Genomic DNA, 14,786 nt, shown 5'->3' on the forward strand with positions numbered 1-14,786 from the left:
GACAGCGGTCGGATCCGACGAGGCCGGTGGCTCCTGCTCAGGTGGTCCCGACGCCGACCGCCAGTCCCTGCAGAACATCCGCGAGTGCCACGGCACCGGCCTCCGCATCGGCGTCCTCGGCGTACTCCTCCGGTGAATGGGAGACGCCGGTCGGGTTCCGGACGAAGAGCATCGCGGTCGGCACGTGCGACGCGAGCACTCCGGCATCGTGCCCCGCGCCGGTACCGAGCACGGGCGCGTCCGGCATCATCGTTTCGAGGCGCCCGCGGAGGAACGGGTCGAAGTCGGTCGTGGCGCTGAACGACTCCTCGGTGATCGCGGCCTCGCATCCCTCCTCCGCTGCGACGAGCGACAAGCGTTCGGTGATCCCCGCCACGATCGCGGCGGTCACGACGTCGTCAGGATGACGGACGTCGATCCAGAAGTCCACGCTCGACGCGATCACGTTCGTGCCTCCCGGCAACGGAAGCACCCGGCCGACGGTCGCCCGAGCGTCCGGCGTGGCCCGTCCGATCGTGCGGATCTCGGTGATCATCCGCGCAGCCGCGACGAGCGGGTCCCGTCGATCCTGCATGAGGGTCGTCCCCGCATGGTTCCCCTCACCGCGGATCGACACCCGCCACCGTCCATGCCCGAGGATGCTCGAGCCGATCGCGACCGGGCGATCGAGGTCGACCAGTGCCCGACCCTGCTCGACGTGGAGCTCGACGAACGCGCCGATCGCTCCGAGCCCCGCCGGATCGGGCCCCACACCCCGCGGATCGACACCATTGCGTGCGAGGACCTCGGCGAACGTGTCGCCCTCCACGTCGCGCAGGGCCAGCGCCCGCTCCGGACTGATCGCACCGGTGAGGAGCCGCGAGCCGAGGCATGCGACGCCGAAGCGCGAGCCTTCCTCCTCGGGGAAGACGGCGACGACGATCGGCTTGGTCGGCTCGACGCCACGCGAGCGCAGGTGATCGATAGCGACCAGCGCCGATGCGATCCCGAGAGGTCCGTCGTAGGCGCCACCGCCCGGCACCGAGTCGAGATGGCTCCCGGTGACCACCGCACCCGCCGTCGAACGTGATGGCGCATGCCACCAGGCACGGATGACCCCGTTCCCGTCGATGTCCACGTCAAGGCCACGGCGCTCGGCCTGACCGACGAACCACTCCCGCAGCTCGAGTTCAGCCGCGGAATAGACAGGCCTCGAGTAGCCTCCCCGACGCTGATCCCGACCGATCCCCGCGATCTCGTCTAGGAGCGAGACCACGGTGTCGCGGGTCACCGGACCGCTGCCAGGCTCGGCCGGAACATCGCTGGCACAACGTCTCGGCCCTCGATCAGCGCGAGGGCGTATTCGCCGATGAGCGGGGCGAACTTGGCACCGTGGCCGGAGCAGGGCGCCAGGACCGTGATCCCGTCGACCCGGTCGATGACGAAGTCCTCCGTCGGGGTGTTCGTGAACAGGCAGGTCGTCTCGGCGTACGGTTCCGGGACGAGGCTCGGGAGGAACTCGCGGACGTAGGCGACGACCCGTCGGCGGTTCGCGTCGTCGACGACGCCGTCATGACCGGCGGCCGAGGGGATGCGCCTGCCACCGTTGTACTCGGCGACCTTCTGACCACGCCACTCGGCGTCGCGCCCACCGGGGAGCCCGTAGACCTGCATCCGCTCGGACTTGTGGATGAAGGTGGGCCACACGGATCCAGGTCGCGCCGGGTCTTCCGCAGCGACGCCGAGTCGGTCCCGATACGGGAAGTGGTATGCCTGCTCCTGTCGGACCTCAAGGGCCGGGAACGCGTCGAGGAACCCGCCCGGCAGCGCGAGGTCGCCGAGCAGGTCCGGAAGCCAGCCCCCGGCTGCGACCACCACCTGCTCCGCATCGAACGCGCTCCCCCCATACCCGAGCACCCGGTACCCGGTGGCAGTCCATTCGACCCGCTCGACCGGCTGATCGTTCAGGACCGTGGCCCCGGCGCGGACGGCGGATTCGAGCATCGCCATCACCGCCTGTTCCGCGTCGATCACGCCGGCTCCCGGATGCCACAGGGTGGGCGTGTCGAAGCCGATGTCCCAACGGGCTCTGGCTTCGTCTCGCGACAGCAGCTCGTGATCGATGCCGTGCTCGGCCAGCATTGACGCGAGGTGCTCCGGCCGACGGGTCGTCCCGAAGTCGAGCGCCCCCGTCTGCGTGATCAGTGGACGCCCGTGTTCCAGGCCGAGCTCGTCCCACCCTGATGCCGCCGCGAGGACGAGACGTGTGTAGGACGCCTCCGGGTAGGCGTAGCGGAAGATCCGGGCCGATCCGTGGGACGATCCCCACTCGTTGGCCGGGCGACTCCGCTCGAGGACGGTGACGTCGTGCCCGGCCTGGGCGAGGCGCCAGGCCGCCGCAGCACCTGCGAGCCCGGCTCCGATGACGATGACACTCGTCATGCGTGTGCTTCCAGGTCTTCGTCCTCATAGGCGCGCTCGGCGTGGGCGTGCTCGTCGATCCCGGCGACCTCGTGCTCCTCGGGGATCCGCAGACCGATGGTCATCTGGATCACCTTCGCGATCACCCAGGTGACGATGAACGAGTAGGCGAGGACCGCGACGGTCGCGATCGTCTGCACGCCGAGCAGTTCGAATCCGCCGCCGTAGAGCAGGCCGGAGCGCCCGTTCGGTGCCGCATCCGTCGCGAACACCCCGATGAGGAGCGTCCCGATGATGCCGCCGACGAGGTGGACCCCGACGACGTCGAGGGAGTCGTCGAACCCGAGCCGGAACTTCCACTCGATGGCGAGGCAGCAGACGACGCCCGCGATGGCCCCGATGATGATGGCACCGATGGGCGAGACGGCACCGCAGGCGGGGGTGATCGCCACGAGGGCGGCGATGATCCCTGATGCGCTGCCGAGGCTCGTGACCGCTCCGTGGCGGAGCCGGTCGACGATGGACCAGCCGATGAGCCCGGCACAGGCGGCGACGGTGGTGTTGAGGAACACGACGCTCGCCGCAGTACCGGCTGCGAGCGCCGAGCCGGCGTTGAAGCCGTACCAACCGATCCAGAGCAACCCGGCGCCGACGAGGACGAGCGGGCGGTTGTGCGGACGGAGCTTGCCACCCCAGTCCTTGCTCTTACCGAGCACCAGGGCCAGTGCGAGCGCCGCGACGCCGGCGTTCATGTGCACGGCCGTCCCGCCGGCGAAGTCGACGGCACCGAGGGTGTTCGCGATCCATCCACCGGTCGCCGTGTCGTTGGAGAAGGCGAACACCCAGTGCGCGACCGGGAAGTACACGAGCGTCGCCCAGAGCCCGGCGAACAACAACCACGCGCCGTACTTCATGCGACCGGCGGCGGCACCGGCGACGAGCGCCGTCGTCACCCCGGCGAACAGCAGTTGGAACGCCGCGAAGAGTGCGAGCGGGATGCCGGCATCGGGGTGGTCGACGAGTGCCTGGTCGAGCCCCGCGAACTCGAACGGGTTCCCGATGAGTCCGAGCCCGCCGACGGAGTCACCGAAGACGAGCGAGTACCCGAAGGCCACCCAGAGCAACGCGACGAGGCTGGCCCCGCCGAAGCACATGATCATCATGTTGAGGATGCGGCGGGACGAGACCATCCCGCCGTAGAACAGAGCCAGGGCCGGGATCATGAGGGCGACGAGCGCCGAGCTCGTCAGGATCCAGGCGACGTTTCCAGCGTCCACAAATCACTCCATCGTTCGAGGTGCACAGCGGCCGGGCGGCCACGGCGTCGGGTTCGGGTGGAACAGGTGTCGGTGCTCGGTACCGGTCGGCGCTCAGGCCAGGTCTGGGGCTTCCCAGAGGTTGAGCTTCGTGCCGATCCCCTGCTCGACGGCGTTCTCGTAGATCGTCTTCGCCCACGCGACGTCCTCGACGCCCATCCCTCCGACGCTGAAGAGCACCGGCTGCTCGGGGAACTCGCGCCCGACGGCGTTCCCGTCGAAGACGTCTCCGATGTTGACCACGCGGGACTCGTCGAGCTCGCCGGTCCCGATGAGGTCCTGCCAGTAGAGGCCGATCATCCCGAACGCGGTCTCGTGCGACGGCGCAGGGTACTCCTCGGCCCACGCCTCGTAGATCTTCTTCGCGTCCGCGATGAGGCGCGCCTTCCCGGAGAGGGTGTACTCCTTGTCCATGCGCAGGTTCGCGGGCAGGCTCAGGAAGGCGCCCGGCTTGATCCAGTCACCGTCGATGAACGGGTAGTTCTCCGAGCCGACCAGCCCGGTGACGGCCTCGGAGACGATGTCCGAGTCACGCACGGCGGCCTCGACCGTCTCGGCGATGTCGATCGTCGTGAACTGCGGGTAGTGCTCGCGGACGTAGTCGGCGAACGCCTCGGACGTCGACCGTCGGCGCCCGTGGATGCGGATGGTGTCGAGCGAGGGGCGGGCGGTGGTCATGGCGTGCAGGGCGCTCTTGTTCATGGCGCCGGGCCCGATGATGCCGAGCGACTTCGCGTCCACCGGTGCCAGGAGCTTCGCGGCGGCTCCCGGCACGGCAGCGGTGCGGTAGGCGCTCTCGAGGTTGCCGGACATGATCGCGTAGGGCGCGCCGGTGTCCTTGTCGTTGAGCACGATGAGGTGGATGGAGCGCGGGAGGCCTCGCTCGCGGTTGTCGACGTTCGACCCGTACCACTTGACACCGGCGGTGTCGAAGCGCCCGCCGAGGTAGGCGGGCATCGCCATGAACCGACGGTCGGCGGCGTCCAGCGGCATGCCGGGGAACGGTGAGGTGGCGGGGAACCCGATCGGTGCTCCGTGCGAGTTGGCGGTCGGGCCGGCCATCCGGTAGTCACCCTTCGCGACGAGCACCAACACCTCCTCCATGACCTCCATGCAGTGGGCCATGTCCTTCATGCCGGCGGCGATGACTTCCGGTTCGCTCAGGTAGAGCATGTCGATCCGGGTGTTCGGGGAAGCGTCTGCGGTCACGGGTGGTCCTCCAGGTCGGGGTGTGTGGTCCTCAGCGAACACGGTCGCGATCCTCCTGGTCAAATACCGATTCGAACCTCGATTGAGAGCGTTCCGCTCGCAATCTGGACGAAACAGCGCGGTAATACGAGAGTCGTATCGTCGATGGGATGGAGCTCCGCCAGCTGCGCTACTTCCTCGCCGTCGCCGAGGAGCTCCATTTCGGTCGCGCCGCCCGACGGCTGCACATGTCGCAGCCACCGCTGAGCGTCCAGGTCGCACGACTCGAGCAGGAGGTCGGCACCGCGTTGTTCGACCGTTCGACGAGGCGGGTGGCGCTGACCCCCGCTGGACGACATCTCCAGGCGCGGGCGCGACACATCGTCGAGGAGCTCGACACGGTTCGGGGTGAGATGCGCGACTTCGTCGACGGTCTCGCCGGGGAGCTCACCGCGGGGTTCGTGAGTTCGGCCAACTACACGGTCCTCCCCGGCGTCGTGCAGCTGTTCCGGGCGAGCCGCCCCGGGGTGACGCTGCGCCTGGTGCCGTTGACCTCAGGAGAGCAGTTCGACCGGCTCCGCGACGGCACGCTCGACGTCGGGATCGTCCGTGACGAGGTCCCGCAGAAGCCATCCGACAGCTCCCCCGCGCTCACGACCGAGGTCGTCTTCGAGGAGCGTCTCGTGGCGTGCCTCCCGGTCGGTCACCCGTTGGCAGGGCGACCAGAGGTCACCGCGGAGGAACTCATGGACGTCCCGATGATCTCCTACCCGCGGGCGCTCATGCCGGGGTTCGTGGACCGCGTCGCGGAGGTCCTCGGCACGTCGAGTCGGGAGCAGGTGGTCGAGGAGGTCGTCCATCAGGAGACCGCCCTCGGGTTCGTCGCGGCCGGCGTCGGTACGACGATCCTGCCCGAGTCGGTGCGGCAGCTAGTGCCGCCGTCGATCGTCGTCGTGCCGCTCGCCGGGTCGCCGACGACACGCCTGCTGGCCGCTCGTCAGGAACGGACGGACGAAAGCCCGGTCCACGACGCGTTCATCGCGTGTCTCCGTGATGCGGCCGCGCAGCTCGGGTGAACGCCCACTCGAACACCGCGCGTCCGCCTCCCGTCTCGGCGGCGTAGCCCAGGTGTTCCTGCCCGGCCTGGACAAACGAGTCGCGCCTGTCCAAGCTGGAACCGATGACCGACACCCGCGACGACTTCACCATCCGCCGAGCCACCCCGGACGACGTCCTCCTCCTCCAGGAGTGGAGCTGCGACGAACCGGTCGCCTGGGTCGATCCGGAGCGGCTGACCGCCGAACTCGCACGTGGGAACTATCGGCCGGAGTGGTCGTGGATCGCCGAGCAGGACGGTCGCCCGGTGGCTCGAGCACTCTGGTGGGGCAAGGCGGATGCCAACCGGCCCGCCACGCTCGACTGCCTCACCAGCACGGTCGAAGTCGCGGAGCCCGAACGTGTCGGTGCCGCGCTCATCCGTGCCGGGCTGGACACGTTCGGTGCGGGACCCGCACTGGAGTTCAACGTCGACGTCTCCCCTGCCTGGGCAGATGACGCTGCGAGTGTGGACGCGGTGCGGTGGCGCCATGAGGCTGCACGCGCGGGCGGGTTCTCGCGCACGACCGAGCGGGTCAGTTTCGCGAGGTCCAGCTCCGATCCCGTGCCGGGACGATCGCAGCGCCTCCGTTTCGTCGCCGCCCCGGACGACACGTTCCACGAGCTGTTCGCACTGGTCGCGACCGGCACGCTCGATGCGCACACGCAGGACATGGTCGCGCGCGAAGGACTCGAGGCGCTCGCGGACGACGACCTGGCGTTCTACCGCTCGCTCCCCGGCGAGCGGGACGCGTGGCGGGTCGCTGAGCTCCTCGACGGGACGACCGCCGGGTTCATCATCCCGACGAGGACGGCGTACGACGCGAGCATCAGTTACCTGGGCGTGCTCCCCGAGCATCGCGGACACGGTTACGTGCACGACCTCTTGGCGGAGATGGTCCACGTGCACCACGGGTCGGGACAGGACCGGATCGTCGGCACCACGGATGCCGCGAACACGCCGATGCGTGGCGCGTTCGAACGAGCCGGCTTCTCGGTCACGCGCGTTCGGATCGTGCACGAGCAGTAGGTTCGCCCCGGGCTCGGTTCCGACCGTGTCAGCCGAGCACTGCGACACGGTCGACCGCCGCGCGTGTCAGACCCGCGACGACCGCAGCACGCGGACGACCCCGAAGCAGACCGCGAGCCAGATGATCAGCTGCAAGACCGCAGCGACGACGAGTGGCAGCACGAACGATCCGCCTTCGGCGGAGGACAGCCAGAAGGCTTCACCGACCGTGCAGGCGATCCCGACCGCCGAGACCGTCAGGAAGAGGGCGCGCAACGCCACCGCTTCCCGACGGTCGACGGTGTCCGTCGCTCCGGTCCGACCCTTCAGCGGGTCGGTGGCCAGCGGTGTCACGTCGGTCCACACGGAGATGGCGCGGATGATGCGGTTCTCGGAGACCTGCAGCCGGAGCAGGATGACGACGGTCGTCAACGCGACCGCGAGCCCGATGAGGACCACGAAGCCGAAGAGCGCCCCGCTCTCCCCCACCCAGAACGGACCGAGGACGGTCACGGTCGCGACGGAGAGGGTGGCGGCCACGACGAGTGCCACGGACGAGACGAGCCCGAGCGCCAGGCGGGCCGGGCGACGGTACTCCAGGAGCAGGACCTCCAGAGCGACGTCGCCGACCTCAGGCTGTCGCTGTCCAAGCTCGGTGGCACTGATCCACGCTCTCGCCTCAGGTCGGAGCAGGAAGGCGTTCCAGGCTGCCGCCGTGGATGACGCGGCCGGCGGCCTCGATGGTGCTCGCCGCAGGGCCGGCTGGCGGGTTCGCTCGGGGTGCATGTGCCGACCTTACGCCGACCGCGTGCCGGGGGAAGGCGACAGGGCCACCCAGAACCGTCCGAACGGCGCGGCCGAGTTCGCCGAAGTCGGGTCCATCGAAGCTGAGCCGGTGATCACGGTCGAGGCTTCAGCCCGTCGAGCATCACCTGCAGGAGGAGGGGCAGGTCTTCGGGAGTACCGAGCCGCACCGCGTGCTCGATTCCGCACACGAGGTGCGACAGGCGATCGACCGTGAGATCGGCGCGGACGGCACCCGCGGCGCGTGCCGCCTCGAGGACGGTCGTGAAGGATTCGAAGATCTCGCGTTTGACGTTCCGCACGGAGTCGGCCTCGTCCTCCGGCGAGAGGAGCACCGTCTGCAGACCGCCGTCCTCGAGCTGCAGCCTGAGTGCCGAACCGAGGTAGAGCGCCAGCCCATCGCCCGGATCCGGCTCGGCTGCGGCACGCCGAGAGGTCTCGAGCATCGCGTCGAGCGCGTCGGCTGACAGCGCTTCGATGAGTGCGTGGACCGTCGGGAAGTGCCGGTAGACGGTTCCGACCCCGACCCCGGCCTCGCGGGCGACGTCGTTGAGTCGAAGCGTCGCGCGGTCGTGGGTCCGGGCGACATCGAGGATGTTCGCCCGGCTACGTGCTGCGTCGGAACGGAGAGTGGCCATAGGACCACTGTACGCCAAACGGATGGCCTATCCGCTTGTGCTATGGTCCAAACGGATAGATCATCCGCTTAAGAAGTGAGGAAAATATGACCTGGGACCCCACCCGCTTGCCCGACCAGACCGGACGAACCATCGTCGTGACCGGTTCCACCGCCGGAATTGGGTACTTCGCCGCAGAGCAGCTCGCTGCCGCTGGCGCGGACGTCGTGCTCGCCTCCCGATCGCATGACAAGCTGCGGCGGGCCGCCACCTCCATTCGAAGCCGAGTCCCGCAGGCCCGGGTCCGCCACGTGGCACTCGAGCTCGGCTCGCTCACCGCCGTCGACGAGGCAGCTGCCGAACTCGCCCTGCTTCCCCGTCTCGACGCCGTCCTGCTCAACGGCGGTGCGATGAGCATGAACCGACGCGAGCTGACTGCGGATGGATTGCCCCTCCTGCTCGGCACCCATGTGGCCGCCAATGCCCGACTGCTGGCCAGGTTGCTCCCGACATTGGTCGCCACGGCCGTGGGTCATGGCACGGTGGCGCGAGTCGTCCACACCTCGACCGGGTTCGTCCAACTGCTGCGTGTCGGCGTTGACGACCTCCGCCAGGTGCCCGCGATCGGGGTCGTGGCCTACACCAAGGCCAAGACCGCGACGGAGGTGTTCGCCTTCGAGCTTGACCGCAGGCTCCGAGCGGCCGGACTGCCCGCCGCATCCATCGTTACCCGGCCCGGTGTCGGCGTCGACGCGAAGACTCCGGAGCGACCTGGCGTCCGCGACGACACGACTCCATATCAGCGGAATCCCTACACGCCTTGGGCACAAGGGAAGGACACCGCCGCTTGGTCCGCGGTCAGGGCGCTCACGGATCCCGAAGTCCGGGGCGGCGAGTACTTCTCGCCGGTCGGCCGACTTCGGGGCGCTCCCGTCGCCATCGTTCCGCCGGCCAGGACTGCCACGCCGGCGGGCGACGCGGCGTCGTCCCTCTGGCGGCAGGTCGAAGAGCTCGCTGGCGTACCCATCGACGTCGGAGCCTGACGCGAGGCGAGCCCGGTGCCCGCCTCGTCGAGCCGGCACGTTCGGAGAGATGAGCCCGACCTGATGCGGTGCGTGTCATCTCATTGGGCATCGATGAAGGTACGGAGCGCCTCGACCCACTGCTCATGCGCATCGAGATGCGCATCGTGCGATGCGCCGCTGAGATCGACGCGCCGGACGCGCCTGCCTCGGCCTACGAATGCCGACTTCTGTTCCTCGGTGAACATTCCTCCGTCTGCGTAGACCATGAGGGTGGGCACCTCGATGCTCTCCCACTCGCGCCAGCGAGGCTCCCGGACCGCCTCGATCGTCGTCTGCATGACGTCCGCGTCGAAACGTGGGACCAAACCGTCGACTGTCTCCTCCAGATCCTCGACCCAGGCACGTTCGAGCGGCCCGTCACCGAGCTCCGCCGCCGCTTCCGATCGGTTTGCGAACGGGACGTCCCACGACCGGAAGAAGTCGCCGATGGCTCGGTGTTCCTCCACCGTGCCGCTCCCCTGGTCCCCTTCGAGCATGACCAGCGCGCGAACGAGGTCTGGCCTGTCGGCAGCCAGGAGCATCGCGGTGTGCGCGCCCATCGACTGCCCGATGACGATCACCGGTTCTGATGTCTCGGCTTCGATCACCCGTGCGACATCCGAGACGTACGTCGCCCGAGAGGTGTCCGTCGGCCGCCTCGTACTCTCCCCGTGGCCGCGCTGGTCGATGAGGACGACCGATCGTCCGGCGAGCGCTCGAGCCGTTGGAAGGAATTCCCGACTGCTTCCGGCGAGTCCGTGGAGGATGACCGCCGCCGGCTCGGAACCCTCGAACACGGTGTACGAGATCGTGACCCCGTCGTCGACGATCAGCTGCTTCCGTGTCGAGACCATCAGTCCAGCCTAGGAGGCGTTCGTGCGCAGCCAGGCCGGGAGCGGCCACCGCTAGCCTTACGTCATGCAACGGAGGGGTGTGGGCGCATGACGATCGACGATCTTCTCGCGGAATCAGACGACGGATGGTCTCGTAAACCACGGACCGTGCGTCAGGTGCTGGGAACGCTCGGGGTAGCCATCGGCTGTATGGCCGGCTTCGTCGTCCTCGTCGTCGCGCTACTGGGGTCGTTTCAAGGCAGCTACAGCTCGTTCCTCGAAGGTGACGTGTCCGTCTGCGGCTACGCAGGCGTGGATTCGGTCTGCCAGCAGGAGCTGCGGGAGCAGGTGCGCACCACGATGCACATTCCGCTCGCCGAGGACGTCCGCGTCGAGAAGCTGCGTCGCTACGGGTTCCCCGATCCGATCTATCAGGCCCGGTTGTCGTTCCCGAGCGCCGCCGATGCGAGGGCTGCCGGTTACACCGTGCTGGAGGTGAGACCGAGCGGCTCAGCCATCGTCGTCGTGAAGGCGAACGGCTGACTCCTGACCCATCCTTGCTCGACGGCCGGCGGCGCCGCCGTCACCAGGCCGCGAGCATCCGATCGGCCGTGCGCAGCGACAGCGCCATCTGCGCCAGGCCCGGGTTCGCGGAGAGCGCGCTCGGGAAGGAGGAGTTGTCGCAGATCCACAGGTTGTCGATGTCATGCGATCGACCATCCCCGTCGACCACGCCGTCACTCGGATCGTCGCTCATCCGGCACGTGCCGAGCGTGTGTGCCGTGCGCGCCAGCACCCTGGTACTCCGCGCACCGGCCGCCGTGAGGATGTCCGTCATCGTGCGGATAGCGTGGCGGTCGATGGCCCGCTCGTTGTCGCCGGGCGAGAACGAGATGGTCGCACGCGGCAGACCCCACTCGTCCTCCTCCGACGAGAGCTCGAGCCGATTGCCGTCGGCGGGCAGACACTCGGCGTTCATCCCGATGCCGGCGTTGTACCGTGACGCGTCGAGCTCGTCGACGAGCTCAGTGCCCCAGAGACCGCCGCCGCGCACGAGGGTGGTCGCATAGTTGAACGGCATCACGCCGAGGCTCTGGAGCAGATACCCTCCGGCGAAGTCAGCACCGTCAGGGCGGACGAAGTCCTCGGTGATGAGCGCCGACGGGTAGCCGCGGTAGCCGCGGATCTGCTCGTCGAACCGTCCCCACACCTGCACCGCACCATGGGCGAGGAAGTTCCGGCCGACCTGACCGCTGGCGTTCGCGAGGTCGTTGTGCAGCAGGAGCCGAGGGGTCTCCACTCCGCCGCCGGCCAACACGAGCACCTCGCAGCGCTGCCGCTTGTCAACGCCGTCCTGGCGATAGACGACGCCCGTCACCCGACCGCGGGCATCCCGCTCGATGGTGTGCACGACGGCGTCCGGACGGATCTCCGCTCCCGCCGCGACCGCCGCCGGCAGGTAGGTGATGGCGGTCGTCGCCTTCGCACCGTGGCGCTCGCCCTGGTGGATCGAGCCGACGTTCGTCGTGGCGCGTCGCAGGCCGTGGTGCGGCTGATCGCGGTCGCGGGTGATGATCGCGGCGGGTGCGTCGGTCGCCCGGATGCCGAGCGACTCAGCGCCCTTCGCCATGAGGTCCGCCGGGGCGTTGCGCTTCGGCGGCGCGTACAGGTACGTGCGCGCCGGGTCCCACGGATACGGCGTCGGCCCGGAGACACCGATGGTCGCCTCGACCTCTTCGACGTAGCGGGTGAACTCCGCATGATCGACGGGCCAGTCACGGCCGAGGCCGGTCTCGCTGCGCAGACGCAGGTCACGGGCGTCCGGACGGGGCGTGAACGCGCCCCAGTGGACGGTGCCACCGCCGACGCCGAACCCGCTGTTGTTCGGACCGAACGCCGTCGGAGCGTCCCCGCCGCTGAACCGGCTGGACATCCAGTTGATCGTCGTCGCGTCGACCTCGTCCGGCGTGGACTCCGCGGGGTCGTGATTCGGCCCGGCCTCGAGCGCGACGACGCGCAGCCCCGCCTCAGCGAGTCGCGCGAGCAGTGGTGCGCCACCCGCGCCGGTACCGACCACCACGACGTCGACGCTGTCATCGTGGTCATAGGTCTTCATCGCGTCCAGGTTCACGCTGCGTCCTCCTGCTGCTGTTCGGGCGTGTGGGCGGGTGCGGCACCGAGGTCGGAGGGCTCCCAATCGTCTCTGGTGTCGGCACCCAACTCGCGGTAGCCGGCGAAGTCGACGTCCTCAGCGCCGGTCGCGAACCCGTCGTAGCCGACGCGGGCCAACGACGCGGGGTGGATGAGCCACTCCCGCGTGACGTCGACACGCAGGTCCTCGAACCAGCGCCGGAGATCGTCTCCGTCGATGGTGCCCCCTGGAACGCCCTGGCCGTCGATCACGGCGCGGATCAAGGCATCCTGGTCCTCGATCGAGTCCGGCCAAGCGATTCTGAGGTCATCCAACCCGGCGCGGTAGGCCTCGTCGTCGGTGAGTCCTCCGACCGGCCGCCATCCGTCGCCACCGCCGGCTGCGAGGTCGGCGTCGACCCGCGCGGCGAGATCGATCCGTCCGTCCGGCGGCTGCGGAACCAGGCGAGCGGCGACGGCGCGGAGCAGGTCAAGCTGTTCCATGCTCAGCGCGCGGGGCCGATACCGGGGGTCGTCCGGCAAGGCGCGTCGTGCCAGCGCACTCCGCACCCGCGGCGTGGTCCGCGGGGACGCGATGATGAGCCCCCACTCCGCGGGGACGATCGCACTGTGTGCGACGATCTCGTCCCACAGCTCGGCGATCGCGCGCGCCACCTCGACCGGACGTTCGGAGGAGAGCAGATGTCCGGCTCCGGCGAGCGACACGAATCGAGCGCGGGGATAGACGTCCGAGAGCAGCTCCGGTTGCACCGCGGCTCCGAGTGCATCGTCCTGGTCTCCGGCGAGCACGGTGCACGGGAGGTCGAGGGTTCCGACGGAGGACGCGATGTTCTGCACGCTCCCCTGCTCCAGCCAGCGGCGCCACGCGACGGGCGACATGGCCTGGACGGACGCCACGGCGGCGGCCTGCAGCTCGGCCGGCAGGGGCGCACCCACGTTGTCGTCGACGAAGGTCTGTGCGTCCGCCTCGGCGATGGGCCCGTCCTCGACCCAGGTGACCATCTGGTGGCGCTTGGCGTCCGGCATCGGCTCGGGCGTGGGCGGTGACGGCGCGAGGAGCACGACACCGAGGAGGCCGAAGACGGGGACGTCGCCGTCGCGGACCCGGGCGGCGATCCCGGCGGCGACCTTGCCGCCCATGCTGTGGGCGCACAGCATCCAGGGTCCGCCGTCGGCCTGCTCCGCGATCACGGCGAGGGCAGCGTCGACCTGCGACTCGACCGAGCCGTCCGGCGCGTCGGCCGTGTCGCCCTGGCCGGGCAGCTCGACGGCGATCACCCGGAACCGAGCGTCTAGCTCGCGAGCCACCGGCGCGACCGCGGCGGCGTCGAGGCCCAGCCCGGGGAGGAAGAAGACCGTGCACACAGCCGCGGTCACGGGGTGACCATGCCGCCGTTGACGTTCAACGTGGCCCCGGAGACGTAGCCGGACTCCGCCGAGGCGAGGTAGACGTACGCCGGCGCGAGCTCAGCCGGCTGTCCGGCACGTTGGTACGTGTTCTCGTCGTCGAAGGACTGCATCTGCTCGTCGGAGACGCCGTCGGAGACCTGCAATGCGGTCCACACGGGGCCGGGAGCGACCACGTTCACGCGGATCCCGCGCGAGGCGAGCTGCAGCGCGAGCCCCTTCGAGAGGTTGTTGATCGCGGCCTTCGTCGCCGCGTAGTCGAGCCGGTCGGGTGACGGCTTGTACGCCTCGAGCGACGCCGTGTTCACGATGCTCGCGCCCTCGCCCAGGTGCGCGAGCGCCGCCTTGGTGATCCAGAAGTTCGCGAACACGTTCGTCCGGAAAGTCTCCTCGAACTGCTCATCGCTGAGATCTTCCACCCGGTCGACCGCGATCTGCTTGCCCGCGTTGTTGACGAGGACGTCCAGGCCTCCGAGGAAGTCCGCGGCCTCCGCGACGAGCCGACGGCACTGGTCGGCGTGCGAGATGTCGGCGACGATCGCCTTGCCTCGGCGCCCTGCGTCGGCGATGAGCGACAGCACGTGCTCGGCGTCCTCCTCCTCACCCGGGAGGTGAGCGATGACGACGTCCGCGCCTTCGCGAGCGAACGCGATCGCTGTTGCCGCACCGATCCCGGAGTCGCCACCCGTGATGAGCGCCTTCCGACCGTTCAGGCGTCCGCTGCCCCGGTAGCTCGCTTCGCCGAGGTCGGGAACGGGGGTCATCCTGGCCTGCACGCCGGGCTCCGGCTGATGCTGCAGCGGGGGCTCGACCCGGTCGTACTGGGTCACGGGGTTGGTCAGGTCGTACTGGTCGCGCGGAGACATGACGACCACGCTAAACGAGACGCAGGCCGCAACCGG

14 protein-coding genes are annotated in these 14,786 nt (G+C 69.3%); 4 read left to right on the forward strand and 10 right to left on the reverse strand.

The features are described from left to right. Window positions 1-37: 37 nt before the first annotated feature. From ACQ3HE_RS02105 to ACQ3HE_RS02120, 4 genes are all read right to left on the reverse strand, one after another. Window positions 38-1,270, reverse strand: coding sequence for an allantoate amidohydrolase (locus ACQ3HE_RS02105; RefSeq protein ID WP_430891097.1), 1,233 nt, complete (start codon window positions 1,268-1,270; stop codon window positions 38-40). Further along, entirely contained in the window at window positions 1,267-2,421 is a 1,155-nt protein-coding gene (locus ACQ3HE_RS02110; protein ID WP_430891099.1) for an FAD-dependent oxidoreductase, read from the reverse strand. The genes ACQ3HE_RS02105 and ACQ3HE_RS02110 overlap by 4 nt, the downstream gene beginning before the upstream one ends. Next, entirely contained in the window at window positions 2,418-3,677 is a 1,260-nt protein-coding gene (locus tag ACQ3HE_RS02115; protein ID WP_430891101.1) for an ammonium transporter, read from the reverse strand. Before ACQ3HE_RS02115 ends, ACQ3HE_RS02110 begins: the two co-directional genes overlap by 4 nt. Before the next feature lie 93 nt (window positions 3,678-3,770). Further along, window positions 3,771-4,925, reverse strand: coding sequence for a tyramine oxidase subunit B (locus tag ACQ3HE_RS02120; protein WP_430891103.1), 1,155 nt, complete (start codon window positions 4,923-4,925; stop codon window positions 3,771-3,773). Window positions 4,926-5,074: 149 nt separating this feature from the next. Here ACQ3HE_RS02120 and ACQ3HE_RS02125 point away from each other — a divergent pair, with 149 nt between their 5' ends. Together ACQ3HE_RS02125 and ACQ3HE_RS02130 are read left to right on the forward strand one after the other, a co-directional pair. Next, entirely contained in the window at window positions 5,075-5,980 is a 906-nt protein-coding gene (locus ACQ3HE_RS02125; protein WP_430891105.1) for a LysR family transcriptional regulator, read from the forward strand. Between the two features lie 104 nt (window positions 5,981-6,084). Next, window positions 6,085-7,029, forward strand: a complete 945-nt coding sequence (locus tag ACQ3HE_RS02130) for a GNAT family N-acetyltransferase (RefSeq protein ID WP_430891107.1) — start codon at window positions 6,085-6,087, stop codon at window positions 7,027-7,029. Window positions 7,030-7,095: 66 nt separating this feature from the next. Here the strand turns inward: ACQ3HE_RS02130 and ACQ3HE_RS02135 are convergent, their stop codons facing one another. Together ACQ3HE_RS02135 and ACQ3HE_RS02140 are read right to left on the reverse strand one after the other, a co-directional pair. Further along, window positions 7,096-7,794: a hypothetical protein gene (locus ACQ3HE_RS02135; protein ID WP_430891109.1), complete on the reverse strand. Its 699-nt coding sequence runs from the start codon at window positions 7,792-7,794 to the stop codon at window positions 7,096-7,098. A 113-nt stretch (window positions 7,795-7,907) separates the two neighbouring features. Then, window positions 7,908-8,450, reverse strand: a complete 543-nt coding sequence (locus ACQ3HE_RS02140; RefSeq protein ID WP_430891111.1) for a TetR/AcrR family transcriptional regulator — start codon at window positions 8,448-8,450, stop codon at window positions 7,908-7,910. Between the two features lie 86 nt (window positions 8,451-8,536). On the opposite strand from ACQ3HE_RS02140, the gene ACQ3HE_RS02145 reads away from it, so the two are divergent. Continuing rightward, window positions 8,537-9,472, forward strand: a complete 936-nt coding sequence (locus ACQ3HE_RS02145; RefSeq protein WP_430891113.1) for an SDR family NAD(P)-dependent oxidoreductase — start codon at window positions 8,537-8,539, stop codon at window positions 9,470-9,472. An 80-nt stretch (window positions 9,473-9,552) separates the two neighbouring features. On the opposite strand, the gene ACQ3HE_RS02150 is transcribed toward ACQ3HE_RS02145, so the two are convergent. Beyond that, window positions 9,553-10,347 (reverse strand): alpha/beta fold hydrolase, encoded by a 795-nt coding sequence (locus tag ACQ3HE_RS02150; protein ID WP_430891115.1) that lies wholly within the window; start codon window positions 10,345-10,347, stop codon window positions 9,553-9,555. An 87-nt stretch (window positions 10,348-10,434) separates the two neighbouring features. Between ACQ3HE_RS02150 and ACQ3HE_RS02155 the strand changes: the two genes are divergently transcribed. Then, window positions 10,435-10,869, forward strand: a complete 435-nt coding sequence (locus tag ACQ3HE_RS02155) for a hypothetical protein (RefSeq protein WP_124769241.1) — start codon at window positions 10,435-10,437, stop codon at window positions 10,867-10,869. A 40-nt stretch (window positions 10,870-10,909) separates the two neighbouring features. Here the strand turns inward: ACQ3HE_RS02155 and ACQ3HE_RS02160 are convergent, their stop codons facing one another. The 3 genes from ACQ3HE_RS02160 to ACQ3HE_RS02170 are packed head-to-tail and all read right to left on the reverse strand — an operon-like array spanning window position 10,910 to window position 14,750. Then, window positions 10,910-12,457, reverse strand: coding sequence for a GMC family oxidoreductase (locus ACQ3HE_RS02160; protein ID WP_430891117.1), 1,548 nt, complete (start codon window positions 12,455-12,457; stop codon window positions 10,910-10,912). Next, the gene (locus ACQ3HE_RS02165; RefSeq protein ID WP_430891119.1) at window positions 12,454-13,854 is read right to left on the reverse strand and encodes an alpha/beta fold hydrolase; all 1,401 of its coding nucleotides are present in this window, start codon (window positions 13,852-13,854) and stop codon (window positions 12,454-12,456) included. The genes ACQ3HE_RS02160 and ACQ3HE_RS02165 overlap by 4 nt, the downstream gene beginning before the upstream one ends. Continuing rightward, window positions 13,851-14,750 carry an SDR family oxidoreductase gene (locus ACQ3HE_RS02170; RefSeq protein ID WP_137241766.1) on the reverse strand — a complete coding sequence of 300 codons (900 nt, stop codon included), beginning with the start codon at window positions 14,748-14,750 and terminating at the stop codon, window positions 13,851-13,853. The genes ACQ3HE_RS02165 and ACQ3HE_RS02170 overlap by 4 nt, the downstream gene beginning before the upstream one ends. Window positions 14,751-14,786: the final 36 nt, after the last annotated feature.

Source organism: Plantibacter auratus (assembly GCF_050587365.1).
Classification (GTDB): domain Bacteria; phylum Actinomycetota; class Actinomycetes; order Actinomycetales; family Microbacteriaceae; genus Plantibacter; species Plantibacter auratus.

Excerpts from the sequence above, each read along its gene's own strand:
- ACQ3HE_RS02110 (WP_430891099.1), bottom strand. The coding sequence starts at position 2,421 with ATGACGAGTGTCATCGTCATCGGAGCCGGGCTCGCAGGTGCTGCGGCG.
- ACQ3HE_RS02125 (WP_430891105.1), top strand. The coding sequence starts at position 5,075 with ATGGAGCTCCGCCAGCTGCGCTACTTCCTCGCCGTCGCCGAGGAGCTC.
- ACQ3HE_RS02130 (WP_430891107.1), top strand. The coding sequence starts at position 6,085 with ATGACCGACACCCGCGACGACTTCACCATCCGCCGAGCCACCCCGGAC.
- ACQ3HE_RS02135 (WP_430891109.1), bottom strand. The coding sequence starts at position 7,794 with ATGCACCCCGAGCGAACCCGCCAGCCGGCCCTGCGGCGAGCACCATCG.
- ACQ3HE_RS02140 (WP_430891111.1), bottom strand. The coding sequence starts at position 8,450 with ATGGCCACTCTCCGTTCCGACGCAGCACGTAGCCGGGCGAACATCCTC.
- ACQ3HE_RS02145 (WP_430891113.1), top strand. The coding sequence starts at position 8,537 with ATGACCTGGGACCCCACCCGCTTGCCCGACCAGACCGGACGAACCATC.
- ACQ3HE_RS02150 (WP_430891115.1), bottom strand. The coding sequence starts at position 10,347 with ATGGTCTCGACACGGAAGCAGCTGATCGTCGACGACGGGGTCACGATC.
- ACQ3HE_RS02155 (WP_124769241.1), top strand. The coding sequence starts at position 10,435 with ATGACGATCGACGATCTTCTCGCGGAATCAGACGACGGATGGTCTCGT.
- ACQ3HE_RS02170 (WP_137241766.1), bottom strand. The coding sequence starts at position 14,750 with ATGTCTCCGCGCGACCAGTACGACCTGACCAACCCCGTGACCCAGTAC.